The following is a 13,811-nucleotide window of genomic DNA, read 5'->3' on the forward strand; positions in this document are numbered from 1 at the left end:
CAATTGTGCCAGTTTTATAAAAGCCAACTCAAAAAGCCCGTGCAGCCGATCTCTCTGTGATGTAGAGAAATCAGTTACCCGGGCTTAATAAAATGTGGTTAAGCAAACATATTGGAACGCCTTAACAAAATCAGTTCGCAGTTATCAGACGTATCCGAATATTTTGTGGATCTACCGTAAACCAAGTATCCTCGACTTGTGTAACGACTGCACCAGATTGACGCAATTGCTCTAGTGCCTGTTCTACTTGATCCTTTGTGGCGTAGACAATGGTGAAGTAGTCAATTCCTGTAGCGTTATCTGGATTGACAGGTGCATTCACTCCTGCCCAGATATTGAGTCCCAGATGATGATGGTAGCCGCCTGCGGATACAAATAGTGCTGACATGTTCGCGAAGTTACCCACGATATCAAAACCGAGTATGCCGGTGTAGAAGTTGCGAGCTTCTTCCAAGCTGCGGACGTGAAAATGTACGTGACCAATAACGGCGCCAGCAGGCAGACCCTGCCAAGGTTCATTCTCCGATATGGCAAACAGGCTTTCCACATCAACAGGATCACTTGCCATCACGTAGTTATTGTCGCTATCCCGTTTCCAGGTATCACGTGCACGGTCGGCATAGATCTCAATCCCGTTCTGATCGGGATCGGAGATATAGAAGGCTTCGCTGACCAAGTGATCGCCTTGGCCGATATCGATACCGGATGCAGCCAGATTACGAAGAGCAAGACCCAGGGACTTACGGTCAGGCAGCAGGATGGCGAAATGATACAAGCCAGCGTGTGAGCGTTCCGGCAGGGTAATTCCATCCGTGAGCTCTTCCAATCGCAGCAGGGACTGTTTTCCGTCGGCTGTCAACGTTGCCACTTTGCCACTACGCTCCAGTAATTTCAATCCAACCACATCGGTATAGAACTTAATTGAACGGTCCAGGTTCATAATTCGAAGACTCACTTCACCCAGATGGGTTGTGGCAGGGATTTGATACGTTGTATTCATGATTGTTTCCTCCTGATAATAGATAATATGGGTTCTCGTTTGATTGTGTATATGCGTTGAAAACGGATTATTAAATTGCATACTGTTGAAGCAGAATTACAGCGTGACTGTATAATCATAAATAAGTTACTTTTCATAAGTTAATATAAAATATAAATAAGCCTTCGTCAATCGTATTTTACGATTATAGTTGGAGTTTTATTGACAAGAACTGCTTCAATAGTTCTGTGTAAAACAAAAAAATCCGACTGTAAAGCCGGACTTGAGTTGAACGCATTACACATGCATATAACGGAATCGGTCTTGCCTTAGCGACATTCAAACTTTTGGTTTAGGTGTCGCCTTTTTTCTTTTGGCTGGTGTAGCAGGTGTATCGGATTCTCCTCCGGCAACTGCTTGAGCAGGCGTTTTTCGCGGTGCGCGTTTCTTAGGTTTGGCCGTTGTTGTCCCAGGGTCAGCCGGAATAGGCTTCACCGCCTCGATACTTGCCTGCAAGGCTGCCATCAAATCCATCACATTGGCTTCAGGTTTGGCTGGAGCAATCTTGATTTCTTCGCCCGCCACTTTGTGCTGAATAAGATCCAGCAGTTTGCTGCGATAGTCATCGGTGTATTTACCGGGTTCAAAAGGTGTGGACAATTGATCAATCAGCAACTTTGCCATCGTGAGTTCCTTTTCATTCACGTTCTGCACTTCCGGCAAGTTGGGCACCTGGGAGACAGGACGAATCTCATCCGGATAGAAAATCGTCTCCATAGAGAGGCAATCTTCCAGTACACGTATGGCAGCCAGGCTGCTCTTCGAGCGAATAGAGATTTTGGCGATGCCAATTTTGCCGGTATCCCGCATCGCATTCATCAACAGCTGGTAGGCATTTCCCCCAGCCTGATCGGGCGATAGGTAATATGTTTTTTGAAAATAGATCGGATCAATCTCAGTCAAGTCGACAAAATCCAGTATGGTAATGGTTTTGCTGGTGGAATCATTCAACGCTTCTAATTCATCTTTCTCGAAAAGTACAAACTTTCCTTTTTCATATTCATAGCCCTTGGTGATCTCTTCCCACTTCACATCCACTTCACAGGATGGACATTGACGAACATAAGCGAGCGGGCTACCGCAGACTTTATGGATATAGCGCATGGAGATGTCTTTGTCTTCGGTAGCCGAGAACATTTTGACAGGGACATGCACAAGGCCAAAACTGATTGCACCTTTCCAGACGGTATGCATAGATCGGCTCCTTTCAAAAGGTTGTTCAAAAATTCCATCTTCTCTGTACTAAAACCGGACTTTTTGAACACGGATTTATATTCAATAGTATGGGCATCTGGCGCGAGGGATAATCGTCTTGTAGACGAACGAATTCGTATGGTTCGGCGAGACTCGGGGATGATAACAGAAACATGCTTCGGATTCCAACAGGAAGATGAGCATGGGATAAGTAAAGTAGTTATTCTCGCAGCACATATGCCGGGAGGTGCAATATTGAAGAACAGACGTGATGAGGAAGAAGCTCACAAGCATGCATTTTCTCCGTATCCTCTTGCCAAAGCCGAAAGTGCTGAAGAATTCTATACACCTGCTACAGCTGTGAACTGGGAAGCGGTCACTTCGGAAGAATTGCCCCTTGATCGGGAGTCGTTCATGCTTGACATTGACCGGATGGTGAATGAAGGGTTAGGCGGGGGACAGGTTACGGAAGATAACGGTTATATTGGTGAAAGTACAACAGATAGCATGGTTCGAGAGTCACATGATGATCCGGAAGGGGAGTATGAATAAGATGATGGATGCAAAACGCGCCAAAGCGATCTATGATTCCAAGGATACCATTGCCGTTACGCTGGAGGGAGATCCAGTCTGGATCGAGAATGTGGATGAAGCCAATGGCATGGCAACCGTTCAGGTCGGCAGCAGGCCGGGAAATACCCAGACGGTTCGTGTGGATCGCTTGGAGGAGTAGATACAAGTAGCATATAGTTATTGAGGAATTCGAGAATGAATAAACGGAGAAATATATGCATAACACGGCCGGTACCGAGAGGTGCCGGTTTTTGGTTTTTCCTAGTAGGTGCCTGAAACTTCGAAGGAAGCGAGTTTTGAGACACGTCTAATAATGCATGTTATATTTCCGCTTGCCTCCTTGGATGTTGCGGGGGAAGAAAGGGACCGATATAATAAGGTTCAAAGTGAACTCAGGCGGCTGGACCGCCAAAGGTGGGGCGAATATTGAATCAGACGCACGAGCAGTGGGTGTATCAATCCCATGGCATTGCAGATACAGAAGCACTCGCTTCCGCACTCGCCAGACAGGCAAACACCGGCATGGTGATTGCTTTGGATGGTGATCTGGGCGCGGGAAAAACGGCATTTTCACAGAAATTTGCCTGGCATTTGGGTGTACGTGATGTGGTAAGCAGTCCCACATTCACGCTAATCAAGGAGTACGAAGGGCGTCTGCCTTTATATCACATGGATGTTTATCGCATATCGCTGGAAGAAGCGGATGAGCTTGGACTTGATGAATATTTCTATGGAGCCGGAGTCAGTCTGGTGGAGTGGTCGAGTATCATTCCCGAATTGCTGCCGCAAGAGCATTTGCATGTGCAGATTGAAACAACGGGCCTGGAGGATCGAACGATTACACTGGATGGGTACGGCGAGACTTATGCAGCCATGTGCCGACAGTTCAGACAGAATGGAGTCAAATGATGATGGAAGATTTACAAAAAGAGCCGCGTCAGCGGTTTTTGGCGTTGGATACATCCACCGCAGTGATGGCAGCTGCGATGATGGAAGATCATGCGCTTCTGGAAGAACGCAATGAACGGGCTGAGCGTAACCATTCGGTACACGTCGTACCGGTGATGGAGCAGCTGCTGGCCGCCAGCAACACACAGCCTGGGCAACTTGACGGCATTGCCGTTGGCGTTGGCCCAGGCTCGTACACGGGCATCCGCATTGCGGTGACCGCGGCGAAGACACTGGCCTGGGCGTGGGACATCCCCGTAGCCGGGGTGTCCAGCCTTCAGGCCCTCGCCTGGGGCGGCTGGCACAGCGGCCTCGCCGCCAAGGCGGAAGCTGCGGCAGAGGATGCCGCAGCAGGGGCTGGCGGAACGCCATCCGCGGACCAGGGCAGCACAGGTGCTGCCCCTGTCCACTGGATCGTTCCGCTTGTGGATGCACGGCGCGGTCAAGCGTGCACCGCGCTGTTTGCCTCCGCCGGGAGCGATGCACCCCGGCGTCTGGCGCCTGATGCCATCCGCAAGATGGACGGATGGCTGGAAGCCCTCGCCGCCCGCATGGCGGAGGCGGCGCCGGAAGAGCGGCCCGTAGCCGTCTGGATCGTCGGCGAGACGGGCCCTCATGCTGCGGCAGCGGCGGAGCTTCGCTGCCCCGCAGGAACGGCGCTCCAGCTCGTACCTTATGAGCTGGAAGGCCGCTGGGTTGGGCGCCTTGGCGCCGCCGCGCTGCTTGCAGGTCAGCGTGATGACGTGCATGCGCTGGTGCCAAACTACACCCAGCTGTCTGAAGCGGAAGCCAATCTGCTGCGCAAAGGCTAAAAGAGGTTGTTCAAAAAGTCCGCTTTTGATTACGAAGGATACCTGGTGGCATCATCAGCATCGAATATGGAATTCAGCCGAAATAAGCGGGAGGCTTACGAAGAATGTTTCCTTTGGAAACATTGTGGTTGCTCACGTAGTTTACCCTACGCTCCGCTACTCCATTTCTAGCTTCATCCCATCTTCTCGGTACTGAAAACCGGTCTTTTTGAACACGCACTAAAGGGGGAGGGGAAGCAGATGGACAATGTGGCGAATAATAAGCAGGAAGCAACGCTTCAGTTCAGGTTCATGACACTCGCGGATATTCCCGATGTGATGGAGATTGAACATGAGGCCTTTACCCTGCCCTGGACGGAAGAAGCATTTCAAAATGAATTGACACACAATCAGTTTGCTAAATATATGGTGATGGAATTGGAAGGCAAGGCCATTGGCTATGCAGGTATGTGGACGATCATGGATGAAGCCCATATTACCAATATTGCAGTCAGAGGCGCGTACCGTGGACGCAAGCTTGGTGAGAAGTTACTGGATGAATTAATGAGCACAGCGGCTTATCTCGGGATGGAACGAATGACGTTGGAGGTCAGAGTCTCGAACAGCATTGCTCAGCGTTTATATCAGAAAAAAGGGTTTGAATCGGCGGGTCTTCGTAAAGGGTATTACTCCGATAATGGGGAAGATGCGATGATTATGTGGGCGAACTTGCCGTCTGCAGGCCGGAGCGGCGAAGAGGAAGGAAGCGTACTGGATTCATGAACGAACTTAATGAAAAAATAAATTCTGCACCATCCTATATTTTGGCGGTGGAGACAAGCTGTGATGAAACATCGGTAGCAGTAGTCAAAGATGGACGGGAAGTGCTGTCCAATCTGATCTCAAGTCAGATCGAGACGCATAAGGCATTCGGTGGTGTTGTACCTGAAGTGGCTTCACGCAAACACGTTGAAGTCATTACGTTGATGCTGGAACAGGCGATCGAACAGTCCGGCATTCGTCCACGTGATCTAAGTGCAATTGCTGTAACACAGGGGCCTGGGCTGGTCGGAGCACTACTGGTGGGCATCGTTGCGGCCAAAACGATGGCGATGGCACTGGGCAAACCGCTCATTGGCACACATCATATTGCCGGGCATATCTATGCCAACCGACTTACTCATGAACTGCAATATCCAGCGATGGCACTGGTCGTATCTGGTGGACATACAGAACTCGTGCATATGGAATTCGAGGGTAAGTTCAAACTGATTGGTCGTACACGTGATGATGCCGTAGGCGAAGCGTATGACAAAGTAGCACGTGCACTGGGTTGTCCTTATCCGGGAGGCCCACATGTGGACCGGATGGCGTCTGAAGCGGAGGATGTAGTGCCATTACCACGGGTATGGCTGGAAGCAGGTTCGTACGATTTCAGTCTCAGTGGTCTGAAGTCTGCTGTACTGAATGTGCTCAACCAGGCCAAAATGCGCGGAGAAACCTTGGAGCCGTCTGCGGTAGCACGTGGTTTCCAGGAAGCTGTTGTTGAAGTACTGGTGGAGAAAGCCGTTAGAGCAGTTCGTGAATATGGTTCACGTCAACTGTTATTATGCGGTGGTGTTGCAGCTAACCGGGGGTTACGCTCGGCATTACAGGAGCGATGCACGAAGGAAGGGCTTGAACTGTTGATCCCGCCAATGGAATATTGTACGGATAACGCGGCCATGATTGGAGCGGCTGCATATCTGAAATGGCAGCGGGGAGAAATTGCTGAATTTGATGCGAAGGCAGATCCGGGACTTTCTCTGGAGGAATGGTCCGTTCAATCTGTATAGTCAGGCAGTTTGAGATTAAGAGTTGACAGCAGGGATGTAAAGAATGTATATTTAGTTACAAATTTAAACAGGAATTCAGATTCCTGAACTGATAAACGCGATGAACAGGAATAGTAAGGTCAATCCCGGTCTTAGAGAGCTGCGGTATGGTGCAACGCAGTCGAAGGAAACCTGAAACTCACCTGGAAGCGGAACGATGGAACACGGTGACTCCCCGGGAGAATCCGAAGGCCGATCATGGCCCAAAGTACATGGTTACGGGTTGCCTCCGTGAATGGGCCGTTGTCGGTAGGACCGTTATTATAAGGATCAACTGACGATAACTGAGGGGGCTTTCAGGCTGCTTCAAGTGATCCGGATATGCGAAAGCATTCAGGGGTTGTCTTGAATGAACAGGAAGGAAGTCAACAAGAGTGGTACCGCGAAGGTGAACAGCCTGTCGTCTCTTGCATTATTGCATGAGGTGGCAGGCTTTTTTTGATTTTCAAAATAAGGATGAATGAAGTTAGGTCATATTATAAATGTGATGAACGGGAGCAGTAAAATGATAAGGCGCTCAGAGAACTGCGGGGTGGTGCGACGCAGTGGCTAAAATCATTCGAATCTCGCCCGGGAACGGAGCTGTGGAAGCGTGGGGACGATATCAATCGCCCAGTTGTCCTGATGGACAACGACATGTGTTACACAGCAACGGTTAACCCCCGTTATAGGGTGTTTCTCCGAATTCCAGTGGTGTCGTGCGTACACACACATCCAGCGGATTTCGGAGACGACGAGGTGGATGGAGTCTGGCGCAAGCCTGGCCCATCAAGCAAGAGTGGTACCGCGGAGGGGATAATAACCCGCCGTCTCTTATATGAGATGGCGGGTTATTTGTGTTTGCTGCCGGCAGCAGGGTGGGCATGGGAATGAACCATATGGAGATTGAAAAGTCAGAAGGTCAGGGTGTAAGTCGACGTACACCCTGTCATGAGGGTAAGCAGGATATGCATCGAACGAGCAATGAACATGTAACATCAAGTATAGACACTAAATATTCAACAGGCATTAGTGATCACCAAGGACTAAGCTACAAACGACATACGCATTTACAAACAAAATATATAACAGCAGTGACGGCGATCAGCGGGTGTTTTGTGGCTCATGGATCGTAACGAAAATATTTATAAAAATTTGATGGAGGTTGATGGATATGACAACAACTAATAACAAACGCATGATTGAAATTTTTGATACAACGCTGCGTGATGGAGAACAGGCACCAGGAGCAAGTCTGCAACCCGAGCAAAAGATTGAACTGGCACACCAACTGGCTTCTCTGGGTATCGACGTCATTGAGCCTGGATTCCCGATCTCCAGTCCAGGTGAGTTCGCGGCGGTTCAGGCGATTTCGAGACAGTTGCAGAACGTGGAAATCTGCGGATTCGCGCGGGCGGTCAAAGGTGATATCGATGCAGCTGTTCAAGCAACAGCGGATGCAGCACGGCGCCGAATTCACCTGTTTATCTCTTCCTCGGATATTCATATTGAGCATCAACTACGCCGTCCGCGCAGTGAAGTGGTGGCTACCGCTCGTGAGATGGTATCTTATGCCCGCCAGTTCACGGACATCGTAGAGTTCACAGCCATGGACGCTGCTCGTACCAAGATGGACGATTTGATTGAAATGGTAGAAGTCGCCATTGAAGCTGGGGCGAGCATTATCAATCTGCCGGATACGGTCGGATATGCCCTGCCACATGAGTATGGTGAGATGTTCCGCCGGGTGCGTGAGGGTGCAAGGGGCGGCGATCAGGTTCGCTATAGTGCCCACTGTCATAATGATCTGGGCCTGGCCGTAGCCAATAGTTTGGCTGCGATTGCCAATGGAGCTACCCAGATTGAAGTGACCATCAATGGTATCGGAGAACGGACGGGGAACTGTGCACTGGAAGAGCTGATTATGGCGCTGGAGACTCGGGGAGACGCAATTGGTGCAACGACGAACATTAAGCTGAATCAGCTGTATGAGACTTCACGTCAGATTAGCCGTGCGATGCACTTCCCGATTGCGTACAACAAACCAGTGGTGGGACGTAATGCATTCCAGCATGAATCTGGCATCCATCAGGATGGTCTGCTGAAGAATCGGAGCACCTATGAGATTATGGACCCGGAAGCGCTGGGTATCCCACGCAGCATGATTATTCTGGGCAAACACTCCGGTCGTCACGCCCTGAAGGATCGGGTTCGCAAATACGGTTTTGAGCCGGATGAGCAACAGATGGAGCAATTGTATGAGGTGTTCAAAGAAACCGCAGACCAGCAAAAAGTGGTCAGTGACGACCAGTTATTACAGATGGTTAGCCAGACTATGAATATTCCTGCACAGGACTATGAACTGGTTGAATTGCAGGTGACAGCGGGCAGTATGACGGATCGAATGGCCGCCGTTCGCATTCGCACAAGCGCTGGAGAACAATCTTACTCCGCTGTTGGCGGTGGACCCGTGGATGCAACCATCCGTGCGATTGGTCAGAGCATTTCCGATGATATTGCATTTGTAGATATGGAGATGCATGCCTTGAGTGGTGGAGAGGGTGCAAGTGCAGAAGCTGTAGTTACCGTGGAGCGTGCAGGACGTGAGTTCCGGGGAACAGCAACACATAATGATATCGTCATGGCTGCCGGTTTGGCGTATGTAGCGGCTTGTAATGCTGCTGGGCTGAAGGCTGAGTCTTCCGAACCTCATGAACAAGAAGCACATGCGTAAAACATCTTTTGCCAGATCACATCTACAGCGGCAATAGTAGCAATTGCAATTCGATGTAAATATGCATGGCATATAGTAAATAAATGACGGGCAGGCCTTGAACGACAAAGGTCTGCTTTTGTCTTATTATGGAGGTATATTGAGGAGTGGAAGGATGCATTTGTCAAGGTGTGACTATAGTTATCCACATATCCAGTGTAATTTGTGGGTAACTATCCCAAAGCCAAACCAGCATAGTTTTCGAAACGAAAAGGGTTTAGGGGATAGAATGACTCCTTACTATCCACAAAGTTGTGGATAAAGTGGATAACTTGGTGGATAAATATGGTTTTTGTGTGCAAAAGGCTATTCTACCGCTGTATAATTAAGCTTATTAATGTGCTTGCTATCTTGCTTTCTTGTGGATAAGTGTGAGGGACAGGGGGATAAAAATATTTCTCTTCATTCGAGTGAATTTGACAAAAGTCAAAAAAGCTCCCCTAACCTCCGTATGTTAGAGTTCAATCTCAAAGAACATAAAGAACATAAGGTGCCTAGCTTCAATACGCATCCTCTACAAAACAAAAGCTGATCCCAATATGGAATCAGCCAGCGGTACAACTATACTTGTATGACGCGATCAAGCCATGGTCTGAGTCTGTACTATTCGTACTATTCCATAGCTAGTTCTTCCCAGTCCTCGTATGCCTTGGTGAGTTCTGCTTTGTGTTCCTCCGATTGTTGCTGGAGTTCTTGCAGCTTCATATAATCCTGATAGATTTCAGGCAGAGCCATCTGTGCCTCAAGTTCGGTAATCTTTGTTTCCAGCTCCGCAATCTGTTGTTCCAAAGCTTCCTGCTTGCGTTGCCGGTTACGCTCTTCACGCTTCGCCTGTTTTTCCGCTTCGAATGAAGCCGCTCCGGATTTTTCGGTTGTGGCTGTGTTCAGATCGGATTTGGACGAGTTCTTGGACGAAGCCTGACGTGCCTCAGCAGCTTCACGTGCGATGTCCTCAAGCTCCTGTTTTTTCTCCACATAATCATCGTAATTACCGAGATATTGTTCTGTGCCACCTGGATGAAGCTCAACAATGCGTTCAGCCATTTTGTTGAGGAAGTACCGGTCATGGGAGATGAACAGCAGGGTGCCTTCATAATCCATTAATGCCGCTTCCAGCACTTCTTTGGCAAACAGGTCGAGATGGTTCGTAGGCTCATCCAGAATGAGCATGTTGGCTTCCTTCAGCATCAGCTTGGAGAGAGACACACGTGCCTTCTCACCGCCGCTGAGGGAGGAGATTTTCTTGAGCACATCGTCACCGCTGAACAAAAAGTTCCCCAGTACGGTCCGAATGCGTGCTTCTTCCATCCCGGGATAGGCACTCCACAGTTCTTCCAGAACCGTGTTGGACGGATTGAGCCCAGTCTGTTCCTGATCATAATAGCCAATCTGCACTTTTGTTCCCCATTGGATCTCCCCGGTTACAGGACGTAAACTTCCCGTAAGACACTTCAGCATGGTGGATTTACCAATACCGTTTGGACCAATCAGAGCAACCGTTTCCCCACGCCGCAGATCGAAGGATACGTTGCGGAACAAAGGAGAAGCCTCGTCATAAGCGACAGACAGCTGATCCACTCGAAGCACTTCCTTGCCTGACATAACGGCGGTTTCGAAGGAAAAATGGGCTTTTTTCAAATCTCCCATCGGTTTATCAAGCCGCTCCATTTTGTCGAGGGCTTTGCGCCGGCTTTGCGCCCGTTTGGTCGTCGAAGCACGTACGATGTTTTTCTGAACAAAATCTTCCATCTTGGAGATTTCGCCTTGCTGTTTCTCATATTGCTTCATCTGAGTTTCATATTCGGCAGCTTTGAGTTCCATATAACGGCTGTAATTTCCCGTATATTTTTTGGAGCGGTGACGTTCGATCTCAACGATGGTTGTTACGAGTCGATCAAGGAAGTACCGGTCATGGGATACCACGAGCAGTGCGCCTGAATAACCTCTCAGATAATCTTCCAACCAAGTGAGGGTGGCGATATCGAGATAGTTGGTAGGCTCGTCCAGCATGAGCAGATCAGGTGCCTGAAGCAAAATACGAGCAAGCGCAAGGCGTGTCTTCTGCCCGCCGCTCAGAGTAGCAATGGGAGTGTCTGGCGAAAATTCGCCGAATCCCATCCCGTGCAGTACGCTGCGAATGCGGGTTTCCATCTCATAACCGCCATGGTCCTTGAACCAGTCGGAGCGTTTCGCATAACGTTCCAGCAGGTCAGCATACTTTTTCTCATCTTCCATCTGGGCAGGGTCGGCAATATCGCGTTCCATCTGACGCAAATCGGCTTCAGCCTGTGTCAGGTGAGCGAACACGTTCATCATTTCTTCCCAGATGTTACGGTCGGATTGCAGCCCGCTGTTCTGAGCCAGGTAACCGAGCGTCGTTTCTTTGGACTTGAAAATCTGTCCTCCGTCATAGGACATTTCACCGGCTACAATTTTGAGCAAAGTGGATTTCCCTGCACCGTTTACACCAACGAGGCCGATGCGCTCGCGTTCTAATATTTGTAAGTTCACGCCGTCCAGGATTGGATCGACACCAAAACGTTTGATAATTCCGGATACTTGCAGCAGCATAAAATTAAGTTCCTCCATAGGTCCAGTTCTTGATATGACAACTATATCTCAGTTTACATGAAATACAGAGCAATTGCACCGATTGGGAACGCATGGGGCATGTAGTCTTTTTGATCAATCAATGATAAACTGAAAGAAGGCATGTTATTACATGAGGATTTTGCAGAAAATGAATCATTTTAACCATTTCAACAAGATGACAACTGGTCATAACATATAAATTTTTTTTAATGAGAGCTTTTTTCTACCTTCCCTATCAACAGGAGGTTGTTCAAGGATATGCAGGATCATGTGGAACTGAAAAGTCAGCTTCGATCCAGACTAAGACAGAGCCGTGATCTGATGGATGCGAGCATGCGTCAGCAGGCGATGACTAAGATTAACGCTGGAGTGAAGCGGGAGCTGGAGCGCCTTAGACAGGCCAAGAGCAGGGTTGTGAACAGACCACTCGTTATATTCAGTTATTTGTCCTATGGAAGCGAAGCGTCCACAACTTTTCTGTTTCAAGAGGGCTGGAATCATGGAGATGTGATGTTTGCACCAAAAGTGTTGGCGAATCCACCTCGAATGGAGCTACGGCGAGTGACCGGAGAACAAGATCTGGAGCCAGGCATATGGGGGATACCCGAACCCAAGGATTCCTGTGAAGTCCTGACGCCTGATGATTGGCCAGATATCGATCTCGTATTGGTACCGGGGCTTGGTTATGATCTCCATGGAGGGCGTATTGGTTATGGTGGCGGGTATTATGATCGTTTTGCCGAGACGCTTGCAGCAACATGTGTGATGACGGGCAAGAAACCGTTGATGGCTGCGATGGTATTGCCGGGTCAGTTACAGGAGGAGATCCCGATGAACCTGCTCGATCTGCGGATTGATCTGTTGATAACAACCGAAGGTATATTACATATCGAATAAAGGGTTGTGATGTGATTGAGTTCAGAAGCGAATAACGGCCAGGCTTCCGGTGGCAAACTGACCCATTTTAATGAACAGGGGCGGGCCCGGATGGTTGATATCTCAGGTAAGGAAATTACCGTACGTACGGCTGTGGCCGTAACCAAAGTGACGATGAATCCAGATACACTGGAAGCGATTCGGGAGGGCCGAATCGGTAAAGGTGATGTTCTGGCTGTGGCTCAGATTGCCGGGATTCAAGGCGCGAAGAAAACGTCGGACTGGATTCCGATGTGTCATCCGCTGGCACTGACGGGTGTGGATATTCGTTTTCATGATAACGGAGTGGATGAATTACACATTGAAGTCACTGTCAAAACCGAAGGCAAAACGGGTGTTGAGATGGAGGCGCTCACGGCTGCCTCAGCTGCTGCACTGACGGTCTATGACATGTGCAAGGCGATGCAAAAAGATATGATTATCGGTCCAACCATGCTGAATTCCAAGAGTGGTGGCAAAAACGGTGATTACAGCCGATAGGCAATATTTATTTTCATAGAGGAGAAGGGTGATCTTTATGGTGTGGAGAACAGCAATCCTGACAGCCAGTGACAAAGGAGCCCGCGGGGAACGTGAGGATACGAGTGCACAAGTCATTCGGGAGCTGGTGGAAGAAGAGCTGGGTGGTCAAATCGTGGAGTACCGTATCGTTCCGGATGAACCCGATGAGATTATTGCGGCTTTGATTGAGATGACGGATTATTTTCACGCCGATCTGGTGCTGACTACCGGTGGCACGGAGCTGGCCATTCGTGATATTACTCCGGAAGCGACCCGGCGCGTAATTGAGCGGGAAGTTCCCGGGATGGCAGAGGCCATGCGGTACAGTGTAATGAGCAAAAACCGTTCTGCAATGCTGTTCCGTGGGGTATGTGGCATTCGTGGACGCACGCTGATTGTTAATCTGCCAGGTACACCAAAAGGTGTGCATGAACATCTGGCTGCCATTATGGATCAGCTTCCGGAAGCGCTGCTGATGGTTACGGGTCAGTTCAAGCAATAATCGAGCATGGACTCTGGGGCAAGATATCCGATTAGCCATGACTGTTGTTAGATTGTTCTAGTGACATCTCTTATTTGTGGATTTTGCGGGTTATGTAAGTGGTTACATC

General features: G+C 49.2%; 13 protein-coding genes and 1 other annotated feature. Of the genes, 10 read left to right on the forward strand and 3 right to left on the reverse strand.

What is annotated here, in order from left to right:
• Positions 1–130: 130 nt before the first annotated feature.
• Both BS614_RS10450 and ku read right to left on the reverse strand, forming a co-directional pair.
• A complete protein-coding gene (locus BS614_RS10450) occupies positions 131–1,000 on the reverse strand; it encodes a VOC family protein (RefSeq protein ID WP_074093933.1) in 870 nt (289 codons plus the stop codon).
• Between the two features lie 318 nt (positions 1,001–1,318).
• A complete protein-coding gene (gene ku, locus BS614_RS10455) occupies positions 1,319–2,233 on the reverse strand; it encodes a non-homologous end joining protein Ku (RefSeq protein ID WP_074093934.1) in 915 nt (304 codons plus the stop codon).
• Positions 2,234–2,488: 255 nt separating this feature from the next.
• Here ku and BS614_RS31940 point away from each other — a divergent pair, with 255 nt between their 5' ends.
• The 7 genes from BS614_RS31940 (at position 2,489) to BS614_RS10495 (ending at position 9,132) form a co-directional block, all read left to right on the forward strand.
• Positions 2,489–2,785, forward strand: coding sequence for a hypothetical protein (locus BS614_RS31940; protein ID WP_076209630.1), 297 nt, complete (start codon positions 2,489–2,491; stop codon positions 2,783–2,785).
• 4 nt (positions 2,786–2,789) lie between these two features.
• The gene (locus BS614_RS10465; RefSeq protein ID WP_026081228.1) at positions 2,790–2,966 is read left to right on the forward strand and encodes an H-type small acid-soluble spore protein; all 177 of its coding nucleotides are present in this window, start codon (positions 2,790–2,792) and stop codon (positions 2,964–2,966) included.
• Positions 2,967–3,232: 266 nt separating this feature from the next.
• Positions 3,233–3,715: a tRNA (adenosine(37)-N6)-threonylcarbamoyltransferase complex ATPase subunit type 1 TsaE gene (gene tsaE / locus BS614_RS10470; RefSeq protein WP_036611276.1), complete on the forward strand. Its 483-nt coding sequence runs from the start codon at positions 3,233–3,235 to the stop codon at positions 3,713–3,715.
• A 2-nt stretch (positions 3,716–3,717) separates the two neighbouring features.
• Complete coding sequence (gene tsaB / locus BS614_RS10475) at positions 3,718–4,566, forward strand: tRNA (adenosine(37)-N6)-threonylcarbamoyltransferase complex dimerization subunit type 1 TsaB (RefSeq protein WP_074096786.1); 849 nt, start codon at positions 3,718–3,720, stop codon at positions 4,564–4,566.
• A 240-nt stretch (positions 4,567–4,806) separates the two neighbouring features.
• Entirely contained in the window at positions 4,807–5,328 is a 522-nt protein-coding gene (rimI, locus tag BS614_RS10480; protein WP_074093935.1) for a ribosomal protein S18-alanine N-acetyltransferase, read from the forward strand.
• Complete coding sequence (tsaD, locus tag BS614_RS10485; RefSeq protein ID WP_074093936.1) at positions 5,325–6,380, forward strand: tRNA (adenosine(37)-N6)-threonylcarbamoyltransferase complex transferase subunit TsaD; 1,056 nt, start codon at positions 5,325–5,327, stop codon at positions 6,378–6,380. Before rimI ends, tsaD begins: the two co-directional genes overlap by 4 nt.
• Positions 6,381–6,897: 517 nt before the next feature.
• Positions 6,898–7,236 (forward strand) — a binding site (T-box leader).
• A 336-nt stretch (positions 7,237–7,572) separates the two neighbouring features.
• On the forward strand, positions 7,573–9,132 hold the full coding sequence (locus BS614_RS10495; RefSeq protein WP_074093938.1) for a 2-isopropylmalate synthase: 1,560 nt from the start codon (positions 7,573–7,575) through the stop codon (positions 9,130–9,132).
• A 651-nt stretch (positions 9,133–9,783) separates the two neighbouring features.
• Here the strand turns inward: BS614_RS10495 and BS614_RS10500 are convergent.
• The gene (locus BS614_RS10500; protein WP_036611268.1) at positions 9,784–11,742 is read right to left on the reverse strand and encodes an ABC-F family ATP-binding cassette domain-containing protein; all 1,959 of its coding nucleotides are present in this window, start codon (positions 11,740–11,742) and stop codon (positions 9,784–9,786) included.
• Between the two features lie 279 nt (positions 11,743–12,021).
• Between BS614_RS10500 and BS614_RS10505 the strand changes: the two genes are divergently transcribed.
• From BS614_RS10505 to BS614_RS10515, 3 genes are all read left to right on the forward strand, one after another.
• Complete coding sequence (locus BS614_RS10505; RefSeq protein WP_074093939.1) at positions 12,022–12,660, forward strand: 5-formyltetrahydrofolate cyclo-ligase; 639 nt, start codon at positions 12,022–12,024, stop codon at positions 12,658–12,660.
• 90 nt (positions 12,661–12,750) lie between these two features.
• Positions 12,751–13,179 (forward strand): cyclic pyranopterin monophosphate synthase MoaC, encoded by a 429-nt coding sequence (moaC, locus tag BS614_RS10510; protein ID WP_047844160.1) that lies wholly within the window; start codon positions 12,751–12,753, stop codon positions 13,177–13,179.
• 37 nt (positions 13,180–13,216) lie between these two features.
• Positions 13,217–13,702 (forward strand): MogA/MoaB family molybdenum cofactor biosynthesis protein, encoded by a 486-nt coding sequence (locus tag BS614_RS10515; RefSeq protein ID WP_017690080.1) that lies wholly within the window; start codon positions 13,217–13,219, stop codon positions 13,700–13,702.
• Positions 13,703–13,811: the final 109 nt, after the last annotated feature.

The organism is Paenibacillus xylanexedens, from assembly GCF_001908275.1.
GTDB classification, from domain to species: Bacteria; Bacillota; Bacilli; order Paenibacillales; family Paenibacillaceae; genus Paenibacillus; species Paenibacillus xylanexedens_A.

What these genes read in the sequence shown, in the direction of transcription:
- rimI (WP_074093935.1), top strand. Translation starts at nt 4,807, where the DNA reads ATGGACAATGTGGCGAATAATAAGCAGGAAGCAACGCTTCAGTTCAGG.
- moaC (WP_047844160.1), top strand. Translation starts at nt 12,751, where the DNA reads ATGGTTGATATCTCAGGTAAGGAAATTACCGTACGTACGGCTGTGGCC.
- BS614_RS10500 (WP_036611268.1), bottom strand. Translation starts at nt 11,742, where the DNA reads ATGCTGCTGCAAGTATCCGGAATTATCAAACGTTTTGGTGTCGATCCA.
- BS614_RS10495 (WP_074093938.1), top strand. Translation starts at nt 7,573, where the DNA reads ATGACAACAACTAATAACAAACGCATGATTGAAATTTTTGATACAACG.
- BS614_RS10505 (WP_074093939.1), top strand. Translation starts at nt 12,022, where the DNA reads ATGCAGGATCATGTGGAACTGAAAAGTCAGCTTCGATCCAGACTAAGA.
- ku (WP_074093934.1), bottom strand. Translation starts at nt 2,233, where the DNA reads ATGCATACCGTCTGGAAAGGTGCAATCAGTTTTGGCCTTGTGCATGTC.
- tsaD (WP_074093936.1), top strand. Translation starts at nt 5,325, where the DNA reads ATGAACGAACTTAATGAAAAAATAAATTCTGCACCATCCTATATTTTG.
- BS614_RS10450 (WP_074093933.1), bottom strand. Translation starts at nt 1,000, where the DNA reads ATGAATACAACGTATCAAATCCCTGCCACAACCCATCTGGGTGAAGTG.
- BS614_RS10465 (WP_026081228.1), top strand. Translation starts at nt 2,790, where the DNA reads ATGGATGCAAAACGCGCCAAAGCGATCTATGATTCCAAGGATACCATT.
- BS614_RS10515 (WP_017690080.1), top strand. Translation starts at nt 13,217, where the DNA reads ATGGTGTGGAGAACAGCAATCCTGACAGCCAGTGACAAAGGAGCCCGC.
- tsaB (WP_074096786.1), top strand. Translation starts at nt 3,718, where the DNA reads ATGGAAGATTTACAAAAAGAGCCGCGTCAGCGGTTTTTGGCGTTGGAT.